This is a genomic window from Paenibacillus sp. CH40 (assembly GCF_024213605.1).
Classification (GTDB): domain Bacteria; phylum Bacillota; class Bacilli; order Paenibacillales; family Paenibacillaceae; genus Paenibacillus; species Paenibacillus polymyxa_B.
Genome location: NZ_JANAVQ010000005.1, coordinates 73,396 through 93,786, shown reverse-complemented (window position 1 = coordinate 93,786; position 20,391 = coordinate 73,396). Strand labels below are relative to the sequence as shown.

At 46.7% G+C, this 20,391-nt stretch carries 18 protein-coding genes, 1 pseudogene and 1 riboswitch; of the genes and pseudogenes, 6 read left to right on the top strand and 13 right to left on the bottom strand.

The annotated features are described in order from the left end of the window. Positions 1–129 precede the first annotated feature (129 nt). Positions 130–269: riboswitch (SAM riboswitch) on the bottom strand. Between the two features lie 125 nt (positions 270–394). The 4 genes from NLX73_RS16325 to NLX73_RS16310 all read right to left on the bottom strand — a co-directional run bounded on the left by NLX73_RS16325 (position 395) and on the right by NLX73_RS16310 (position 4,557). Beyond that, positions 395–1,120: a Cthe_2314 family HEPN domain-containing protein gene (locus NLX73_RS16325; RefSeq protein WP_061829845.1), complete on the bottom strand. Its 726-nt coding sequence runs from the start codon at positions 1,118–1,120 to the stop codon at positions 395–397. Between the two features lie 51 nt (positions 1,121–1,171). Beyond that, the gene (locus NLX73_RS16320; protein WP_061829846.1) at positions 1,172–2,938 is read right to left on the bottom strand and encodes a UbiD family decarboxylase; all 1,767 of its coding nucleotides are present in this window, start codon (positions 2,936–2,938) and stop codon (positions 1,172–1,174) included. A 129-nt stretch (positions 2,939–3,067) separates the two neighbouring features. Next, a complete protein-coding gene (locus tag NLX73_RS16315) occupies positions 3,068–3,997 on the bottom strand; it encodes a COX15/CtaA family protein (RefSeq protein ID WP_165179076.1) in 930 nt (309 codons plus the stop codon). A 215-nt stretch (positions 3,998–4,212) separates the two neighbouring features. Then, positions 4,213–4,557 (bottom strand): thioredoxin family protein, encoded by a 345-nt coding sequence (locus tag NLX73_RS16310; RefSeq protein WP_025723593.1) that lies wholly within the window; start codon positions 4,555–4,557, stop codon positions 4,213–4,215. A gap of 234 nt (positions 4,558–4,791) precedes the next feature. Between NLX73_RS16310 and NLX73_RS16305 the strand changes: the two genes are divergently transcribed. After that, positions 4,792–6,081 (top strand): DUF2515 family protein, encoded by a 1,290-nt coding sequence (locus tag NLX73_RS16305; protein WP_254326705.1) that lies wholly within the window; start codon positions 4,792–4,794, stop codon positions 6,079–6,081. Positions 6,082–6,098: 17 nt separating this feature from the next. On the opposite strand, the gene NLX73_RS16300 is transcribed toward NLX73_RS16305, so the two are convergent. The 7 genes from NLX73_RS16300 to NLX73_RS16270 all read right to left on the bottom strand — a co-directional run bounded on the left by NLX73_RS16300 (position 6,099) and on the right by NLX73_RS16270 (position 15,244). Continuing rightward, complete coding sequence (locus NLX73_RS16300; RefSeq protein WP_103049982.1) at positions 6,099–7,733, bottom strand: putative polysaccharide biosynthesis protein; 1,635 nt, start codon at positions 7,731–7,733, stop codon at positions 6,099–6,101. A 138-nt stretch (positions 7,734–7,871) separates the two neighbouring features. Next, the gene (locus tag NLX73_RS16295; RefSeq protein ID WP_061829850.1) at positions 7,872–8,351 is read right to left on the bottom strand and encodes a DUF456 domain-containing protein; all 480 of its coding nucleotides are present in this window, start codon (positions 8,349–8,351) and stop codon (positions 7,872–7,874) included. 51 nt (positions 8,352–8,402) lie between these two features. After that, positions 8,403–9,152: a Cof-type HAD-IIB family hydrolase gene (locus NLX73_RS16290; RefSeq protein ID WP_061829851.1), complete on the bottom strand. Its 750-nt coding sequence runs from the start codon at positions 9,150–9,152 to the stop codon at positions 8,403–8,405. An 82-nt stretch (positions 9,153–9,234) separates the two neighbouring features. Continuing rightward, positions 9,235–11,313: a peptidoglycan D,D-transpeptidase FtsI family protein gene (locus tag NLX73_RS16285; protein WP_254326704.1), complete on the bottom strand. Its 2,079-nt coding sequence runs from the start codon at positions 11,311–11,313 to the stop codon at positions 9,235–9,237. A 178-nt stretch (positions 11,314–11,491) separates the two neighbouring features. Next, complete coding sequence (locus tag NLX73_RS16280; RefSeq protein WP_254326703.1) at positions 11,492–13,573, bottom strand: peptidoglycan D,D-transpeptidase FtsI family protein; 2,082 nt, start codon at positions 13,571–13,573, stop codon at positions 11,492–11,494. Between the two features lie 20 nt (positions 13,574–13,593). Continuing rightward, positions 13,594–14,745: a transglutaminase domain-containing protein gene (locus NLX73_RS16275; RefSeq protein WP_254326702.1), complete on the bottom strand. Its 1,152-nt coding sequence runs from the start codon at positions 14,743–14,745 to the stop codon at positions 13,594–13,596. 16 nt (positions 14,746–14,761) lie between these two features. Further along, positions 14,762–15,244: a hypothetical protein gene (locus tag NLX73_RS16270; protein ID WP_071558288.1), complete on the bottom strand. Its 483-nt coding sequence runs from the start codon at positions 15,242–15,244 to the stop codon at positions 14,762–14,764. 223 nt (positions 15,245–15,467) lie between these two features. On the opposite strand from NLX73_RS16270, the gene NLX73_RS16265 reads away from it, so the two are divergent. The 3 genes and pseudogenes from NLX73_RS16265 (at position 15,468) to NLX73_RS16255 (ending at position 17,404) form a co-directional block, all read left to right on the top strand. After that, positions 15,468–16,640 (top strand): MFS transporter, encoded by a 1,173-nt coding sequence (locus tag NLX73_RS16265; protein ID WP_254326701.1) that lies wholly within the window; start codon positions 15,468–15,470, stop codon positions 16,638–16,640. 184 nt (positions 16,641–16,824) lie between these two features. Further along, positions 16,825–16,893: pseudogene (locus NLX73_RS16260) on the top strand (YjcZ family sporulation protein); the annotation flags it as partial. Between the two features lie 166 nt (positions 16,894–17,059). Continuing rightward, positions 17,060–17,404: a toprim domain-containing protein gene (locus tag NLX73_RS16255; RefSeq protein ID WP_235308411.1), complete on the top strand. Its 345-nt coding sequence runs from the start codon at positions 17,060–17,062 to the stop codon at positions 17,402–17,404. Positions 17,405–17,493: 89 nt separating this feature from the next. Here the strand turns inward: NLX73_RS16255 and cyoE are convergent, their stop codons facing one another. Further along, complete coding sequence (gene cyoE, locus NLX73_RS16250; RefSeq protein WP_254326700.1) at positions 17,494–18,438, bottom strand: heme o synthase; 945 nt, start codon at positions 18,436–18,438, stop codon at positions 17,494–17,496. 203 nt (positions 18,439–18,641) lie between these two features. Between cyoE and NLX73_RS16245 the strand changes: the two genes are divergently transcribed. Then, positions 18,642–19,625, top strand: coding sequence for a metal-dependent hydrolase (locus NLX73_RS16245; RefSeq protein ID WP_254326699.1), 984 nt, complete (start codon positions 18,642–18,644; stop codon positions 19,623–19,625). 252 nt (positions 19,626–19,877) lie between these two features. On the opposite strand, the gene NLX73_RS16240 is transcribed toward NLX73_RS16245, so the two are convergent. Next, positions 19,878–20,099, bottom strand: a complete 222-nt coding sequence (locus NLX73_RS16240) for an alpha/beta-type small acid-soluble spore protein (RefSeq protein WP_013311857.1) — start codon at positions 20,097–20,099, stop codon at positions 19,878–19,880. 121 nt (positions 20,100–20,220) lie between these two features. Between NLX73_RS16240 and NLX73_RS16235 the strand changes: the two genes are divergently transcribed. Continuing rightward, entirely contained in the window at positions 20,221–20,388 is a 168-nt protein-coding gene (locus NLX73_RS16235) for a hypothetical protein (RefSeq protein WP_007431986.1), read from the top strand. Positions 20,389–20,391 lie beyond the last annotated feature (3 nt).

The window sequence follows — 20,391 nt, the reverse complement described above, 5'->3', positions numbered from 1 at the left end:
CGACCCCCTTCACTTCTTCCTTACCCTTTTAACCAGTTGTCATCTCTCAGGATTGTATAAAATCGCTATTTATTTATACAAAAAAGAGCCCCTTTCACAGAATGAAAAGGGCCCCACCTTGCGAACCTTTTCTCATCTGCCAAAATCGCTATAACTCTAGCGGTTTTGTAGGAATTAGCACCATCATGTTCCCTCCCAGTGTATTACACCGGGAAAGAACGGGTTGCCGGGCTTCATCGGGCCAGTCCCTCCACCTCTCTGGATAAGAAAAATATGTTAAACTCCAGCTTTAGCTGTCCGTTAAGTTTATATAAAAAAATATAATTCAAGCATTTTTCTGAAACTAGGTTTCAGTATAGATAGTTTACATAGCTTTGTCAAAGGATATTTTCTATCATATTTTTGGGCGTACTGCCCGGTTCTCCCATTGTTTCGCAGTATAAGTAAAGGCGTTTGACAGCGATCGACACACCATTTCCAAGCCCTGCTGCAAATCTTCCAAATGGTGATCGAGGTCCTCCAGTTGGATTTTTCCATACAAAGCTCGGTGTCGTTGCCAGAGATCATCCTGCATTTCCGTATTCATATAGTGTATCTCCGTATTCCGACGCTTACGCAGCCGATTGATGGCATCGTTGTATGTGTCCTTGATATCAATTAAATTATCGGTCAATACAGGATGCATTTTGAGATACTTGAGCTGCCGCAACACGGTAAAATACGAATAATGAGCTTTATACTGCCCTGTTTTTAAATCACATAGATCATTTAGCCAGTTGCCCAGCTTATCTAAAATGGAGAATACCCTCACAAACCCATCTTTATAAAAGAAAACATACAATGCATAGTCGGATTTTTCATCCTCGCTCATATCTTCAGCATATCCGGCTTTCACTTTCATACGGAAAAAGGCGGCAGCATGATGGCTCTGCTCCAGTTCATCCAGAGATGACATTAGACCGCGTGTCAAAATATCCGCCTTCCGAAAATCGTGGGTCGGATCTCCACCAGCCTGAATTTGCCGCTCCAGCAAGTTCAACATATCTGACATGCTATTCATGGCATCCAGCAAGATGCCCTTGTTCACACGTGGCGGCTCACCCAGTAGCTTGCGTATCATGCTTACGCCTCCTTATAAATGTAAAATCCGGCTGTAGGTTTCATTAGGGCGTCAAGCGAAATAACTCGTCCATCGTTGATCTACAAGCTTAACAATATCCTCACGCGGTAACACCTCATCCGGATACCCCGGCTTCATACGCGCATCCACTACAATCGGCAGCTTATAGTTCAAATGATGCAAACGCACTTCGCTGTCCGCGTACATATCCGTAGCCGGGTTAAAGCGTGTGAATACCGTCCACAGGAACGAGGCTTGAGAGCGAACAACTTCTTTGGCATCGTCCACAATGAAGACGAGCGGCCACTCTTGCTCACCCGCTGCTAGTCGCTCCAAAACACGTGCCGCCAGCTCAGGCTCCTGCTCAAAGGACGCACCCGATACGACGAGGCATCCTCCGCAATAGGGCTTAATTTCACGAATTCCCGGCAAATCGCCTCCCTCATAAGCACGAGGCAATTCACGTACAGGCTCACCTATCCCCATCAGGATCGCCTTACTACCATGATTCAGCTTGCGGCCTGTGTAATCGAGCGTATCGTGTGACGTGTGATTGAAAATAAATAAATCCGTTGCTGGATTAAATCGCTCCAGAATGGTTTCCAGCAGTAGGTTAAAGTCAGATAAATCAATTACTCGATCCGTCAGCATCAGGAACTTGGTCAACGATAATTGACCTTGACCCAAAATAGTAAAACCGGATACAAGCGCTTCACGGGAGTAGCTTTCACGTACGACTGCCGCTGCCAGCGCATGTACGCCCGTTTCCGCATACGCCCACAGGGACTTGACGGAAGGCATCACAAGCGGATAGGCAGGCGACAGCAGACGTTGCAAAAACTCACCGAGATAGTAGTCTTCTTGCCGAGGCTTACCTACAATGGTTGCCGGATAAATGGCATCCTTGCGGTGATGCATATGTTTGACATGAAATACAGGGAAATCATGCTGTAATGAATAATATCCAAAATGATCACCAAACGGGCCTTCCGGACGGCGTTCATGAGGCGGCACATAACCGCTGATTGCAAATTCTGCTTCTGCTGGAATCCGGTGACCCCCAAGCGGGTCTTCTGTCATGGGCAGCTTGCCTCCCATAATAAGCGAAGCCAGCAGCAGCTCAGGCAAGTTTTCCGGTGCTGGAGCAATGGCGGACGCAATCAGGGCAGGCGGGCCACCAATGATAATCGTCGTAGGCAATGGCTCATTACGCAGCTCCGCTTCATGGTAATGAAAACCGCCGCCTTTATGAATTTGCCAGTGAATGCCCGTCGTCTGATCATCATAAATCTGAATGCGGTACATCCCCAGATTATGATCCTTGGACTGACCTGGCTTCTCGGTATACACAAGTGGAAGCGTAATAAACGGCCCCCCGTCCTCATGCCAACTGGTCACTTTAGGCAGTGGCGCTAACGGAGCCTCTGTACGGCGAACCCCCAATACAGGGGCCTCGCTGTGAGATACTGTTTTTAGCCCTACTTTTAGCATGTCCTTAATCAGGCCACGTTCATTCCACAATGCTTTGGGTGTAGGTGGAAACAATGTTTTGGTGGCTCCGACAATCGCATCCATCAGTTGCTCAGGTCGCGGGCCAAAAGCCATATCTACACGGCGATTCGTGCCAAACAGATTACTGGCTACAGGAAACGGGGTTCCTTTTACATTCGTGAACAGCAGTGCCGGCCCTTCTTCCTCAATGACTCTTCGATGAATCTCAGCCAGCTCCAAGTAAGGATCGACAGGTGCCTCTATAATTTTAAGATGATTTTCTTTACGCAGCGCTTCAATAAATTGGCGCAAATTCTGGTAGATCAACTGGACGACTCCTCCTAAGCAAATCAAGCCCTCGAGAAACTCGTGGGCCTGGTTTGTTTCTTATATGCTATTATACGTGTTTAAACGCCTCTTGGGCAAAAATCCGCTTCACTATGATCTATGAAATGCTTAGGTACGTTGTGCTTGGGTCGGAACAAGCTTGCGGTCCGGTGACAATTGCCATACACGATAGCTCAGATAAGCCAAAATGGAGAACAACGATGCAATCACCAGCATATGTCCCAGCACGATAAACATGTAGATTTCAGGTCTGTTGACGTACAACAAGATAATTCCAATCACCACTTGAAGCAAAATTAACAAGACCGATACGACACCCAATATACGGATATCTCGGTGATTCGGGTGATAACGGTATGAGTAGTGACCCACAGCCAAGATAATGACGAACAGCAGACCGGCTGAAATCTGATGTAGCAGCAGTGGAGATATGAAGCCCCCAATATTTACAACCTTCTGGATGACCGAGTGACTAAGCAACGCCCCTGAATAGACAGCAATATAGGTATAGATCGTCGATAGCCATATAAAGTTGCGATAGCCCCGACTGACACGCCCAGGAATCAGACGCGGAGTGTGGCGTGAGTCCGCGTGCTCCTGCCAGGCCCCCAGCGTCATCATAGTTGCACTGGCAAAGGCGATAAGCGCAAAGCCAAAATGCAGTCCCATGACAGCAGCCGATTGGGAGAAAATTACAGCCAACGCCCCCATGGCACCTTGTATGATGACAAACAAGAGCGTGAGCAGCGAGAATAGCTGTAAATCCTTCCGATGCTTCATAAACAGCAAAAAGCCGACAAATGAGGCGATAGAAAGAATTCCGGCCATGGCACTGACCGAGCGATGTGAGAACTCAATAAGGGATGCGATCGTATGTGCCGGAACCAGCTTGCCATTGCAAAGCGGGAATTCCCGGCCACAGCCAAGACCTGAATCCGTCCGTGTCACGACACCTCCACCGAAGGTAGCCAAAAACATGACAATACATGTTACGAGTGCCAGCCATTTTAATATTCTAATTTTGTTATTCAAATTCACCCGTATCCTTCCAAATATAATATTTATTCACTTTATATGTTGTGAAATGATCACTTAAAGTAATTATAACTGATATATCGTTCCTTGACATACGAGCTTTGTTGACAAAATGTGAACGTGTCCGTGAGAAAGCCGCCCCCTTAGAAGGAAGCGGCTTTCTGAATGTCTTGATGTTTAAAATTCACTTTGCAACCTTCATGCATGCACAGCATTCATTATTTTGCCAAGCTCGCATGGACTTCAACAGCCCGATCCAAAAATTGCTCAATCTCCTCGCGGGATTTGCGCAGTCTGTTCACCAAACGCACCAGTTCTCGCCCTTCACTGTAAGCGATAAAGCTAGGAATCCCCAATACATTCTGCTCTTGACTGACGCTTTCGGCCTGTTCTACATCAATCTCAATTAATGTAAGCTTATCTGCATATTGTTGTTCCACATCAGGCATGAACGGATCAATAAAATGACAATCCCCACACCAGTCCGCCTTAAATACAGCCACCGTTACGCCGGGAGTAGATATTGCCTTATTAAAGTCTTCATGAGAGACGATTTTTTGCATGGATGATTCCTCCTTAAATTCTTTTATGCTAAAGAGATTGCAATTTCTATTGTAACGCCAAGTGAAGCTTTTGCACACTCCCCCATTCTGCTCACATGCCGATTGGAAGCCCTCTCATTGAGGCATACTAAAGATATACTTAAAATCCACATAAGCGACGACATCCTAACAGCATACCCAACATACTTGGCAGGATACGGGGATGCTTGCAATTGGAAAGGAGGTTATTTAGTCATGTCTCTTACCGAATGGCTCCATACAGCATCTCGACAGGTTCAAGGAGGGCTAAAGCTACTGGGTTCCGTTCCCCGTGTTGCTGAAGAAGCTTGGGAGGGCAAACGGGCGGCTTGGACCGAATCCCGCAAATTACGCTACCCCTTGCGTGAACTAGCGTGGGATTATCATACAGCACAGGCCGCTATGAATGAAGCTGAAGCATTAATGCTGGTGAACGGACCCGCTACGCGTCCATCTTCTCTGAATATGCCCTTATGCGAAACAGACTGTGAGCTGCTGGAGCGGATCAAAAATGATACAGCACAGGAGAATCGCAGCAACGTCACCCGCACGGCCGCTTACCTTGAATGCTATCGTGGCTACCCGGAGTTACACTGGGCATTACTGGCCCACCTGGTTTCTCGTAATGGCGGCTATAATATGACCGATCTGAAAGGGGGACTGATTGGCAACCTGTTTGGCGAACAGGAAAAGGAATGGCTGTATCGGCTACTGGAGCGCTGTAATGCCCTTATTTTTCAAGACGCTTATCCGCAGTTGCAACTTTACATGCACAGCCGTCATTTGGGTCGGAGTTGCTTTCATTTGTTGCCTTATTTTCACGTTTCGCCATTCATGAAGCCCTTTTGGGAACGCTTCTGGGCTTGGCGGGATAGCTCTCTGTTGACTGTTGCGCTCATCATTAATGAACAAAACTATATTGAAGGACGTGTGGTAAAAGATCCGTATTTTCAAAAATTCGTGACACACAAGCCGGGCTTTTATTTGCATGACTGGCTCCAGCTTAATCAGGTTATATTTCCACTTGGGCTGAACGGTGGACTTGCTGGACTAGTGATGGAGCGTTTCGGCCATTTGGACGAGCGGATCGGCTTTGGCAAAAGTCTCTATGCTATGCTCTTCGGCCATCAGCAGGTGCTGGACCAGGTATCAGCATTCGCTAACAGTGTGCCGCATACGGGTTCACGCAGCGACTATTGGCCCGGATTGTTCACCCCGAATGAACAAAAAGCGCTGCACTCTCCAGATGAAAGTGCAACGCTTTTAGCACATGAATGGCTACCGCCAGGACAACGTCTGTACAGCCCGGAGCTGAACGCCGTCTGGTCCGATACAGCTTATGATCCAATCCCCCGTTATGACTGGTTTCAGGACGGCTCCACACTTGGGCATCTCAGCGAACCAAGGCGACCGCTGTTATTTGCCATGCGCCATGAGCATCGCCACGGCATCCAAAAAACAGCAATGGCCCACGTTGCCCATAACAGCTTGCAACCTTTCCACTGATAGACTGGAGGACTCTTTTAGCCTTGTTGTCTTGTGGATTCACGCTGTAGGCGCATTAACGGACGCAGTACCTTTTGCAACATACGTGGGTAGTTGCCCAGCTCGTCCCTGCGCAATACGCGCAGTACAACCAGCAACAACAAGTAGCATACCAGTACAGCTGCCCCGGCAATACAGCACGCGATCAAGAAGGCCACACGCGCAGGCATCAGATGCACCAGCAGAATACAGGCTTCATTTACACCGTATCCGATAGCTCCCGAGACGACGACTGCGGTTAAGAACCCTGCCCAGCGACGGCCCATGATGGAAAAGGAGACGATCCCTTTAAGCACACGTAAATTCAGCAACGTGATCACGAGGAAACATAATCCGGTTGCGGCAATGATCCCGTAAATCCCAAGCCAACCAGCCAGCAGCCAGCTCGCTGCAAACTTGACGACGATACCGACCATGACATTAACCATTGAAATACGTGGCTTGCCCATACCGATCAATATCGAATTAGAAGTCATCATCGTAATCTGGAATATCGTTCCGAGTGTCAGAACAGCGATAATACCGCTGCCTCCAAGCGAGCTAAACAGTAAACCATTAATAGAATAGGCGGTTACACATAAAGCCAGCACAATTGGCATTCCAGTCAAAATAGAGATACGCAAGGCCAGCGTCATCTGATTTTGTAAATGCTGCTCATCCTTACGGGCAAATGCCGCTGAAATGATCGGAATGAGCGATTGGCTGAGCGCAATGGCCAAAATCGGCGGAATTCCCGCCACACTCTGTGCCCGAGAGCCTAGATAACCCAACTGAGTAGTCGCCTGATCCAATCCCACTTGACCAGATAGCAGTCTCACCACAATCGACGTATCAATAAAATTGACCGCCGGAACCGTCAGAGACGACAATACAATGGGAATGGAAAGCTTGAAAATATCTTTGTAAATGCGCATCATCGGTAGCGCGGAGCTTTCCTCTTGGAATTGATCTTGGCGATCCTGTCGATCCTGGCGGCGCAATTTCACCGTGTAGTACAACATGACCGCTAGAGCGCCAAGACTTCCCATAACACCTCCAAAGGAGGCCCCGGCCGCAACCTCGCGATCTCCATAACCCAGCTTCAAAATAATAAAAGCGAGTACAATAGCAGTCGCTACACGTGCAACCTGCTCCACAATTTGTGAAATACCGCCTGCGGTCATATTACCGCGCCCTTGGAAGTATCCACGCATCATGGCAATGGCAGGGAACAGCAGTAATGCTGGTGCCAAAGCCTGAATGGCCAAAGCGGATTGCGGAACCCCTGCTACATGCTCGGCAAAGTAAGGTGCTCCAAAATACAGTAGCGCTGTAATGATAATGCCTGCCGCGGCCGCGAATATCAAAGCCGCACGATACACACGTCGCGCTTCCGAAGGCCGATCCAGTGCATAACGTTCTGAAACCATTTTGCTCAATGTACTTGGAATACCGGCCGTAGCCACTGTGAGCAGCATCAAATAAGCGTTGTTCGCAATGGTAAACGAGGCGTTCCCAACGGAACCAAGCAGATGCTCCAATGGAACACGCTGTACCAGACCAAGCACTCTGGCCACCAAGGCAGCAGCGGCTAAAATAAGCGTACCTTTAAGGAATGTTTCTTTATTGGACAAAATGCGTTCCCTTCTTTCTTGCTGTTCACACGCATGCAAAAACCCCGCACAAACAGTCATGGCCTGAGCCATCACCGGTGCGGAGCCGCATGTCGATTCTGTCTCTGCAAATCATAATAAACGAAAACGAATTTCGGGTCATAACACCCAAATCAAGAATACAATAATCATGGCAAGCTGCAAAATCACTTTCATCACGGTGCTGGTAAAAAGGCCTAATACAGAGCCAAAGCCCACTTTAATAGCTCGGTCCAGCGGGGCTTTGCCAATTAGCTCACCCAGCACAGCGCCGATAAATGGCCCCAATATCAGACCAAATGCCGGAATAACGAAGGGACCAATAATAATCCCGACAGTGCTGAGGATCGCCGACAGACGCGAGCCGCCAAATCGCTTGACTCCCCAGGCATTCACAGCATAATCTGCAACAAAAAGGGCAACAACGATTAGTGTTTGTATAATCCAAAACAATGCATTGTATGGAGCAAACGAGAAAAACCAGCCGTATACAAAAAATGCAAAATAGATGGCGAGCGCCCCCGGCAATACGGGATATACCGCCCCAGCCATGCCCACAATGAACAGCACAATGACAACAATCCAGCCTACAACGTCCATGGGCCTCCTCCTTCTCGTTCATTCATCCTGCTTGCTGCATCATTCGTTGCATTACACAAGCACATAATCACGGATCACTTCTACAATGCCGTCGTCATTGTTCGAAGCCACGACCACATCAGCGGCTTCTTTAACCGTATCCTGAGCATTCCCCATTGCTACACCCAGTCCAACCGCTTGAATCACAGCCAGGTCATTCAGACTGTCGCCAACGGCAACCACCTGCTCCAAGGTAATGCCAAGCAGGTCGCACACTTCAGCGATTCCACTGGCTTTGGATATACCAGCCGGGTTAATTTCCAAATTTGTCATCGAAGAATTGGAAATTTCAAGTCCACCCATGTCCTGAAGCTTAAGCAAAATTTGGTGGCGAATTTCGTCATTTTCCGTATTATAACCGAATTTGAGCCACTCCTGTGTGTCCAATGTATCCGGCCAACGATCCCTGTTATATAATTCCTCTGTTGAGTACGCCCAGAACCAGGAGCCTGTTTCTACAGCAATCTGGTGCATCTTGCGAACGAGCTCCTTATCAAGTAAATAACGGCGCCACAACTCGTGGGGTGATTTCCACACCTCACTGCCGTTTACGGTTACCATTGGCGTCTCCAGGCCGAGTTGCTGACCGTAGGGCAGAGCATGCATGGCTGCACGTCCGGTGGACAAGCATACATGAATCCCTTCCTGAATCGCCTTGTTAATCCAGTTAATCGTTTCCAAGGAAATTTCATGATTATCATTCAGTAAAGTTCCGTCCATGTCGAGCGCAAGCAGTTTGTATTTATATTGGTTTTCTCCCATAGTCTCTCTTCCTCCTGTATGTCCCTTATGTCCAACGACATTTTACCATGAAAAAGAGAAGCCCACAAAAGTATTCAAGTCCTCACTTTGCTGCTAGAGGCTTTTTAGGAGTACCATCTAGCCCGTAAACTTCGTCATACGCATCAAATATTTTACGCGCAACCGGTCCCGCGCTCGTCGCACCAAAGCCCCCTTCAGGAATGATGACCGCTACCGCCAGCTTCGGATTTTGACGTGGAGCAAAAGCGATGAACACCCCATTATCTTTAACCGTACGCCCCACCACCTGCTGAGAAGTTCCCGTTTTGCGGGCATAATCATAAGGAAATCCGTTAAAGGCTTTAACATCCGTAGCCATACCCCGAATCACTGTATTCCAGTACGTATCTGAAAAGGCGACCTCATTCAGCACCTGCGGCTTAAACTCACGTACGAGATTCCCCTGATCATCTACAATTTTGCTGACCAAATGAGGCTGCATACGCTTGCCCTTTGTTGCCAGCACAGTTGTATACTGGGCTAACTGCATCGCTGTATATTTTCCCTGCTGACCAAAGGATGCCTGTACCAAACGTGTCAGCGCACTTTCATGCTTGCTCATATACTCAAGTCTGCCTGCCCACTCGCCCGGCAAATCTACTTCAGTTGGTACGCCTAATCCAAATGCCTTCATATACTTGTCCCATACATCAATTCCCTGATGCACCCCTGCATTACTTCCGTATTTGTCATACATTGGCTTGCCGATCATATCTACCATAAACGTATTCGACGAGACCTCAATCGCCCTGCTAGGTGTCAAAGAACCATACACATGTCCGCTAGAATTCCCAACCCGGCTGGAGCGATTTTTGCCGTAGTACGCACTTCCCGTATCCAGATAAGTTTGTCCGGGAGAAAACAGGTTTTCCTTCAACCCGATCAGCACGGTTAGCGGTTTAATGGTTGAACCCAAAAGCACTGAGGATTCTGGATGTGGACCCGCTTTTCCGCTAGGCACGGATTTAATTGTTCCATTTCCCATTTTATGCTGAATTTCGTCATATACCGAAGGCGAGGTACTTCCACTTTTCCATACATTAGAGTCATAATCCGGCATACTGGCCATTGCCACGATATTTCCAGTCTCTACCTCCATCGCTACAGCGAAGCCAGTGGTAGCGTCTTGATGAAGCTTCCCCGATACGGCATGAGTATGAAGCCAGCGAAGCTGATCCATAATGGCCTGTTCGGTTTTCTGCTGAATTTCCTTGTTGATGGTGGAATATAAATGATGTCCTTTTTCAGGAGGAGTAATGGATTCAATGCCCTCTGGCATGCTGCGCGGATTGACCTCTACTGTTTTATATCCATTTTTTCCTCTCAGCTCGTCCTGGTACTGAAGCTCCAAGCCATCATATCCAACCGTTTCACTTTCCAGGTAAACCTGTTCTGGTCTTAGAACCTCCGAATTAGCTTGGTACAGCTCTTTATATTTGGTTCGGTTCGCACGGGCTCCTTTGAACTTGTACATATATCCAATCGCTTGGACCGCTACCCGATCCGGGTCATAATGGCGGACACTTTCTTCTACTACCTCCACGCCAGGAAACTCTGTCCGATGCTCCAGAAAATAAGCGATTTCCTCCTGACTCAGGTCGGATTTGACCAAACGTGGGGTAAACCCCCTATATTGATTATAATCCGGATCCAGTCGCTTTTTTATTTCCTCTGCATTGAGCTGCTCTCCTTCGGTACGCCCCAGTTCGTTTAATTTGGCAGCAAGCTTGGTAGCAAAAGCATTAAGCTCAGGGAGCAGCTTTTCCCCTGGTTTGCGGTCTTTCTCCGTACGCTTGCTATAATCCTTAGATAAAGTTACATACAAGGACTGTACTGAAGTCGAATACGCCAGCTTAACCGTACCTGTAGAATCATAAATCGTGCCGCGACTCGGGGCTAACGGGACATTTTTCGTATTTACGGATTGCTGCTGGCCCTTCAGCTCCTCCGATTGTACAAACTGCAATACAGCTAGTCTGGTAATGATCAGGGCAAACAGCACAAAAGCACTAAAAAACAGTAGGTTGGTTCGTAAAACCGTCCGTTTTTTTCGTGACTCTTCATCCTCTTCTTGATTTTTCTTTTTGAATGAAAACTTTTTATCTAAACTTCTTCTGTCCATATTAGCTGCATTACTCCTTCCAATAGGTTTCATATTCCCTGATCCTACCATATCTAAAACAATAAACGATGAATTCTAAGATGACAATTTTGTAAGAAAACGTAGAAAAAACATAAAAAAGCTTCCCTCAGCCCAAAGGCTAAGGGAAGCTTTCATGAAATGACATCGTATAAAAGGATTATGGCTGTTTGATTGCATTAGGATCGGTTGCTGTTTCATCCTTTTTCTTTGGAACACCGTCCAGACCGTACACTTCATCGTAAGCATCAAAGATTTTGCGTGCCACAGGCCCAGCACTCCAGGCCCCAAAGCCCCCTTCAGGAATAACAACCGCTACTGCAAGTTTGGGATTCTGACGTGGTGCAAAGGCGATAAATACTCCATTATCTTTCAATTCTCTTCCTACACTTTGCTGCGATGTCCCCGTTTTACGAGCAAAGTCGTAAGGGAAACCTTTAAATGCGCTGACATCTGTTGACATCCCGCGTATAACTTCATTCCAATAAGCATCCGGAAATTTCACTTCATTCAGTACCTTCGGCTTAAACGTTTGAACTACATTACCGCTGGTATCTTTAATTTGACTGACCAAATGCGGCTCCATCCGTTTGCCCTTGGTAGCAATCATCGTTGTGTATTGGGCAAGTTGCATAGGTGTATATTTACCTTGTTGACCAAAGGATGCATATGCCAATTTAGAAAGTGCTGACTCTGATTTACTCGTGTACTCCCGCCAACCCCGGAACTCACCGGGCAAGTCTACTCCAGTAGAAACACCTAATCCAAACTCCTTCATATAACGATCCCATACGTTAACGCCCTGGTCTTCTGCGGCATTGTTGATGTATTTGTTATATAAGCGTTTGCCAACCATATCGACCATAAAGGCATTGGAGGAATGGCGAATAGCGGTTGCCGGGTCCATTGAACCGTACACATGACCAGATGAGTTGCGCACCCGTGAGGAGTTGTTACGTCCGAAATAAGCCGCTCCTGTATCTTGATAGTACGTATTTGTTGTAAACAGTCCTTCTTCCAATCCAATAAGAACGGACAGCGGTTTAATAGTTGATCCGAGAAGTACAGTAGAATCAGGGTGCTGTCCAGATTGGCCAGAGCCAACGTTCTTAATTGTGGCGTTTTGATACACATGTTCAATCTCTTTATATTTATCTGTGGAAATTGTACCCGTTTGCCAGTAATTCGCATCATAATCCGGCATGCTCGCCATGGCTACCACATTACCAGTATCCACTTCCATCGCGACAGCAAAGCCTGTTTTCGCATAAGGATGAGTCCTGCCAGATACAGCGTGTGAATGGAGCCATCTCAATTGATCCATAATGGCATTTTCAGTCTTAACCTGAATTTCTTTGTTAATCGTGGAATAGACATTATTTCCTTTTTGCGGAGGAGTAACAGAATCTACACCTTCCGGCATATTACGCGGATCTATCGGAACGGTTTTATAGCCATTTTTCCCTCGTAACTGTTCCTGATATTGGAATTCCAATCCATCAAAGCCTACAGACTCGTTATCCATATAGATGAGACCCGGATCGTTTTCAGCTGACATGGATTTTTGAATATTCTTATATTTATCCAACGTTTCACGCGCACTTTTATAGCTTTTAATGTAGCCAACCGTTTGAACAGCTACCGTATCTGGATCGTAATGACGTACCGTTTCCTCTACGACATCTACCCCAGGAAACTCGCTTTTATGCTGCATAAAATAGGCAACTTCATCTTTATTAAGATTGGTTTTAATCAGACGCGGCGTAAAACCGCTAAATCGCTGATAGTTCCGGTCCATAGCGTCCATAATTTGTTCTGCCGTCATTTTCGGCTCATCTTTATTACCATATTGAGCAAACCGATTTGCCAGCTTTTGCGTCATATTTTCCAGCTCAGGCAACAGCTTTTTATCAGGATTACGTAACTTTTCCATACTGTCACTATAGTTCTTGGAGAGTGTGATATACAGCGATTGTACAGGTGTAGAATACGCCAGTCTATTCTGCCCGGTGGAATCATAAATCGTTCCGCGAATCGGCGTAAGTGGTACATTTTTGGTAACATTACTGGCCTCCTGCTGCTTAAGCTGAGGTCCATCTACAAATTGAAGTATCGCCAGTCTTACAATAATGACCGTAAATATAATGAACGAGCTGAAAAAGAACAGATTGATCCGAAAGCTGAATCTTTTTCGATCAGACGCCTCGTTGTCTTTTCCCTGCTCGTTGTCTATCTTTCTCATGTGCCCTTTTCCACTCCTTATTAAATCACTTTATCCTTGATATGTGTTTGGGCAAAACCAGGCGGATTAAACCAGTCCCCACTTTGCGCCCAGGTCGGGTCTAGCGGTACCCACTGATCCTGTGCGCTCAAATACACTTCATTCCATGCATGGGAACCGTAGCCTCCCTGTCCGTTATAACCAAGCCCTGTCACCACCTTGACCTGTAGTCCCTGCGACCGAGCCATCATCGCATACAGGCGGGCATAATCAATGCAGACTCCTTTACGTGTATCAAACGTATCTCTAGGGGTCTGTTCATGCCAGTCACCACGCTGCTCATAGGCTTCTACCTTACTGAAATCATAGCTAATACGAGTACCTACCCATTCATACAACGCTCTGGCTTTTTGCTCATCACCGCTCATCCCTTGCGTAATCTTGGCTGACGCCTGACCGATATCGTTCGGAATTTCCCGGTCAATCATTTCGTATTTACGCTGCAGGATACCATTTAATTCCTTGGTAACGGCCTGCGTAAATACGGGCAATTTATCCTTAATCAGAGTCCCGGACAACGGCTCAATGACCGATTGCGCTCCCTGCTTATAAATCGGTGAAGCTTGGACGTAGCTGCTAAACCCGCTGTCTGGATACAGACTTACGCCGATGAATAGCAGGGCTATAACCATGATAGCGCGTGCTCCACCAATAAGAGCACCTATTCCAGCCCCTGCCACCCTGCTGAAAAAGCCTGATTTTTTTTCATGCTCATGGAAAGAAGAATCTGACTTGCCACCTACCATCAACACATAAATTGCACGTAGTACAAATTGGGCGATCGCATAACTGAGCATGAACAATACGGCGAACCGCAGCAGCGGAAACCCCTCTAACCCCGCCACCAACGTATAATAAAATTGCTCAATCCCACTTAGTTCTCGCTGAGGCAAATGTTCCATGTAAGCCGCCAGCCATTGTTGTACCTTCGGTGAAAGCCACATGGCTAATCCGAGCGAGCACAAAATACCCGCCACAGTCAGTATGCCATCCACAATAAGACTGAACAGCGCCCCTACAGATCTGGAAGCTCCTCGTCTCCAGCCCTGAATCAACGACAGCAGTACAATGACAATCAAAAACACCGTCACGCCATTCCAATGAAGAATAGGCTCCAGCCAGGATGGTTTCATTGTGTTCCTCCTGTCTCTACGGCGACTGTGGCGACTGTGTTACAGCCGAGCCTTTCGCACCTTCGATATATTTCTTAACGGTATCGCCCATACTCCACTCGCCCAGCGACATCCCCTGAAACCATACCTTGACCTTGTCACCATCAAATGGACCTTTCACTTCCAGGTTGGAGCTGGTTACCGAAAACGTACCATCCGCGTTGGATGTGTATTGGGCATCCCGTCCCTCTTTGATCATCATGTTCAAAGCCTCGCTCTGAACCTTGTTAATCGCATCATCCTTTGCCTGAGTAACGACCTTGCCGACCTGTTCAAAGGAAATGCCACTGTAGATAAGCAAGCCTGCAATTACGACAATGACAATCAGCCATTTTACGAGAGTTCTTACAATCTTTAATATGACTAACAGTAGGACAAGCCCAATTAATATATACATCCAGTTATCCTGAACGATCTGCCAATTATGTTCCAAAAACTCTGTCCAGACGCCCTTATCCATTTCGCTACACTCCCGTTTTCAACTACATCATTTAAATCACAAAATTGTCTCTGTAATTATACATGATTACGTGATGCCCTGTCAGCTTAGCTCTTGTACATACCTTGTTATTCAATTCTTGTCCATACAAAGTGGTCTATGTTCGTCCATTCCAGCGTACAACTTAGGAAGGGCCAATACGTCGTGCAACATGAAAGTTTACATTAGGGAAGGGGGTCATCCCATGAAAACAGCCCTCTGGCTGTATCTCTTTTTATTCATTGCTTTTTTCGATCTGCATGCACAATATCCTATTTTGACACCATTCGCTATCTCCCTGGGTGCAGCACCTACTTTTATTGGCTGGATGATGGGGATTTACTCTCTAACTCATCTGCCTGGTAATTTGATGGCCGGCCCCAAGGTCGACAAACACGGGAGCCGCCGATATATTATGTTCAGCCTAACAGCCGCAGGCATCATTCTTGTCATTCAATCATACATCCACACACCGTGGGAATTACTTTTTCTTCGGGCGATTAGCGGTTTTGTGTTGGCCTTTTTATCTCCGGCCTGTCTAGCCATGTTGGCACAGCTATCCGATCATCCAGTTACGCAGGGCAAATATATGTCGGGACATGGTGTCGTTCACACGTTGGCCTCTGTCCTGTCTCCAGCCGCTGGCGCTTTTATCGTAGCCAGTTTCGGCTTTAGTGAGACGTTTAGTTCCCTTGGCATCATTCTCGTAGTCACGGGGCTTATGGCTTATTTCACCTTGCCCAAAACAGCACCCGCTCCACAGGCCCAATTATCTGATGGTCATGCGACACCTGCTCCGCTATCCGGGGCACAGAAGACGCGCTTACCATTCAATTGGCGTTACCTGCTCCTGCCTTTTGTTTTGGCGTGTGCACAAGGCATTTTATTTTACGAAATTCCATTACGGAATAACGGTTCTGCGTCCATGATGTCCACCGGATTGCTCTTTTCCATCATCAGTTTGGGAGCACTTTGTACGCTCAGCCTGCTGTTTCTGAACAAATATTCACCAATGGTGCGACTACTTTGTGGCATTATTTTGATGTCTCTAAGTTTTTACGCACTCGCCACCACGCCCGAAGCGGCGATGGGTATTATACTTTTTATTTTGGGAACTGCCAAAGGCATCATTTTCCCAGCGCTAGCCTCCCTTTTCATACGAATTGGAGGTGCGCGACTGGGCAAAACCTTTGCACTACAGTCTATTGCAACATCTATCGGCTCCTTTGCCGGACCTGTACTGGCAGGTCAGCTACCCGATCACATTTCTCCTTTTTTCATCGCATTTCTAATTCTGATGGCTGGTCTGCTATTCGTTCCTATTAAGCGATTATCTCCGACGCCGCCACTGTCCGCCTCAGGACCTTATCATTCCTAGCTAGTCTGAGGGCAGTGGTATGCTAATATGCTACCTTTAAAGCCCAAAATGTCGTTTCAGAGGGCAAATGCACAGTACACTATCCCCCTATCCACATAGACTATTTTGACTGAACATTCACTAACAAAGGGAGGTGCAGCCTGTGAGCCACTGTCATCCTGTAAGCCCTTGCCCTGTTTTTGGAACTTCAACTGGCACCATTCTTGTTCTTTATATTCTGCTCGTCATCATTCTCCGTACTTGCTGGTTTTAATGTCTGAATTGCCCTAACATGTTGCCCCTTGTACCCATGCCTGCCACTTCTGGCAGGCTGTTTTGTTATTTTTTGCATGAGAACCCTATTTGGAGCTACACTATACACATATTCTTCATTTCCCGGGGAATTTCGAGCATATGTATCAGACAAGGGGTGAGCTTAAATGGCGATAACCGTGATTGTTGAAGGGAAAAATGACCGCAGCAAACTTCGCCGATTACTTGACCCGGAGGTTCACATTTTATGCACCTTCGGTACACTCAACTCTATAAAACTGGAATCCCTCCACAAGCGGGCCAAGCACGACGAAATATTTTTATTTATGGACAATGACAGCTCAGGGAAGAAAATAAGGGGTGTGCTTGCAGACTCTTTTCCGGATGCCTGCCATATGTATACCCGCAAAGGATACGCTGGCGTAGAAGGCACTCCAGACGAATATGTGATCGCTCAATTGGAAAAAGCAGGGTTGGAAGAATACATTATATACCCGCCACCTGTTCTTTAGTCTTGAAAATAACAAAAAAGCTGTCCTCAGGCTGCTTTCATGCCTGTTGGACAGCTATATGGTCACTATAAAAAGCCTCTAAAATGATATTAGAACTTATGAACCGTATCGACGATCATCAGCAAGAAGCTGAGTGTCAGATGGTTAATGGAAAAGAAAAATACTTTTTTTGCCCAGGAATCCGTTTCTTCTCCCTTAATCGTAAAACCTTTAAAGGCGTAGAATGCCCACAGCACGGACAGTAACACGGACACGATCATAAAAATCATACCGGCATATCCATAAGCATACATAAGGATGGGTACCGGAATCAGCAATACAATATAAGGAATCATCTGAATCTTGGTCCGATGGATACCTTTTACGACTGGCAACAACGGAAATCCTGCTGCGCGATATTCCTCAACTCTGCGAATAGCAAGTGCCCAAAAGTGAGGCGGCTGCCATAAGAACAGGAGAGCGAATAAGAGCCAAGCGCCCATATCAATACGACCCGAAGCGGCCACATAACCAATCACAGGAGGCATTGCACCAGAAATACCGCCGATGGATGTGCTCCATGTAGACGAACGTTTTAACCAAAGTGTATAAATACCGACGTAAACGAACATACCAAGTAATCCCAGTAATCCTGCCTTTACACCAGAGAAGAAGAATAGAACAGCTAACCCGACAACACCCAAAATAATAGCGTATGACAACACCGTGGTAGGGGTCAGACGCCCTGTTGGCAGTGAGCGATTACGTGTACGTTCCATTTTCAAATCCAGCTCACGGTCAAAATAGTTGTTAAAAACACAAGAAGACGCCATAACCAGCATTGTACCTAAAAGTGTAAGAATTAGCTTTATATAATCAACGTCCCATTGCGATGCTAACCAAAAACCACCAAAGGCTGCAACCAGATTGGTACGAAGGATGCCTGGCTTGGTAACTGTAATAAAATCTTTCCAAGTGCCCGCTTTGCCGGGTGGTTTAGATTTTACAGAATAGGTAGCCGCATCCGAAGAAGTCTTATAACTTATATTATCCATTGTGAGTAACTCCCCCTTAGAGATGTATGAATTCGGGAGTAAGTTGAACTCCGATATAAATTTTATCATATACCTACCCCAAAAAGTTTGACAGAAAACGCACAAAACGTTCACAATTCCGATGGCAAATCGCCCCTGCTGATCGTTTACAGTAAATTTGGGTAGTAATAAGTACAGGAAACAATACAAAAGGAGCGACAGATATGGATACAGCCACACACTTTGTCATGGGAATCGGATTGGCCGGGCTGGCCTACACTGATCCTGTCGTCGCCGGAGATCCAAAGTTGGCCGCAGTCGTACTGCTCGCTACAGTCGTAGGGTCACAAGCTCCGGATTTTGACACTTTGCTTCGGTTGAAAAACAATGCAGCCTACATTCGCAATCACCGTGGACTGTCGCATTCAATTCCCTTCTGGTTGATATGGATCTTGTCCATAACAGGACTGATTTGCCTGATCTTCAGAGATGTGCCCCCAGGTCATGTAGCATTATGGGTAACGATTGCTGTCTGCCTGCATGTATTCACAGATTTATTTAATACGTACGGAACACAGGCATTCCGGCCGTTTACAAACAAGTGGATATCTTGGAATATCATCCATATTTTCGATCCCTTTATCTTTGGCACCCATGTTGCTGCGATTATGCTGTGGGTCACCGGATTGATTTCACCCGCTCCCTTATTTATTACGCTGTACGTTATTATTGGCCTATATTACATTTGGCGAACCTGGAGTCATTTTATAACCAGGAAAGCGGTACGTGATATGGACAATGAGCGTCAGGAGGGCGACATCTATTATATCATTCCCACCGTATCATGGAACCGGTGGCATGTGGTAAAAGCTCATCAGAATGGAAGTTATGACATTGGCGGTTTAAATGGCAAACACTTATTTTGGACGAAACATGCAATTCCATCCACACATCCTGCCGTAGAAGCATCCAAATCCTATCGCGATGTGCAGGCATTTCGCTATTTTTCCTCCTTTGCCGTTGCCGAGGTGGAAGAACTGGAATGGGGCTACATTGTGCGATGGGGAGACGTCAGGTACCGACACCGGAGACAATATCCATTCGTGGCTGTGGTCGCGATGGATAAGCAGTTCGGACTGATCAACAGCTATATTGGATGGCTCAGTGACGAAAAGATGCAAAAACGCCTTTCCCTGCATACGAATTAAAACCTGCCTACAAGCTAACAACAAGCCGTATGAACAACAGACAGCAAGTCTCCCTTCATCTGGAGCTTGCTGTTTTTTTGGCCATACGCGTAATAAATCACATCTCATGAAAGCGCCCTCTTGACGAAGCGGACTTGCGTGATTCACAATGGTGATAAGCCATGCGTAAAAAAATCCGGAGCATGATCGCTCCGGATTTTCTTCATCACAGTTGCTCATAATACAGCTTCCAAGATGGAGTGTTTATGTGTATTACTGCAAACGGCTGCTGCCCGACAAGGATTGTTCTGCTTGTTGGACCAGCTTTTTCGTGATATATCCCCCAAGAGAACCTGTTTCGCGGGAAACAACATTACCGAAGTAACCGTCCTGAGGGATCGTGATGCCAAGTTCTTGAGCTGCCTCATATTTTAATTGTTGTAAAGCGGCGTTGGCCTGCGGTACTTGCAGGTTGTTTGAACGACGTCTGCTCATATTTGAATCTCCTTTCAGTTCTTTGTGAGTGAGGTTCATTGCAAGCTTGCAAGATTATTATGGCTCGCTTACAACTACTTATTCCTGAAATTCAACATTCGAGCACTGGAGGTTTTTACCAATGAGCAAAGGTTTATCCCTATGGTTTGCCGTTTCATCCATTGTCCTGCTGACCGCGGCCGCAATATCCATCAGTTATTCCGCATGGCTTGCCATTCTACTGGGGCTATTATCTGTCGGCAATATCGGCTGGGGTTTCGTGGTCAAAGCCCGACAACGCCGCTCCTAATCC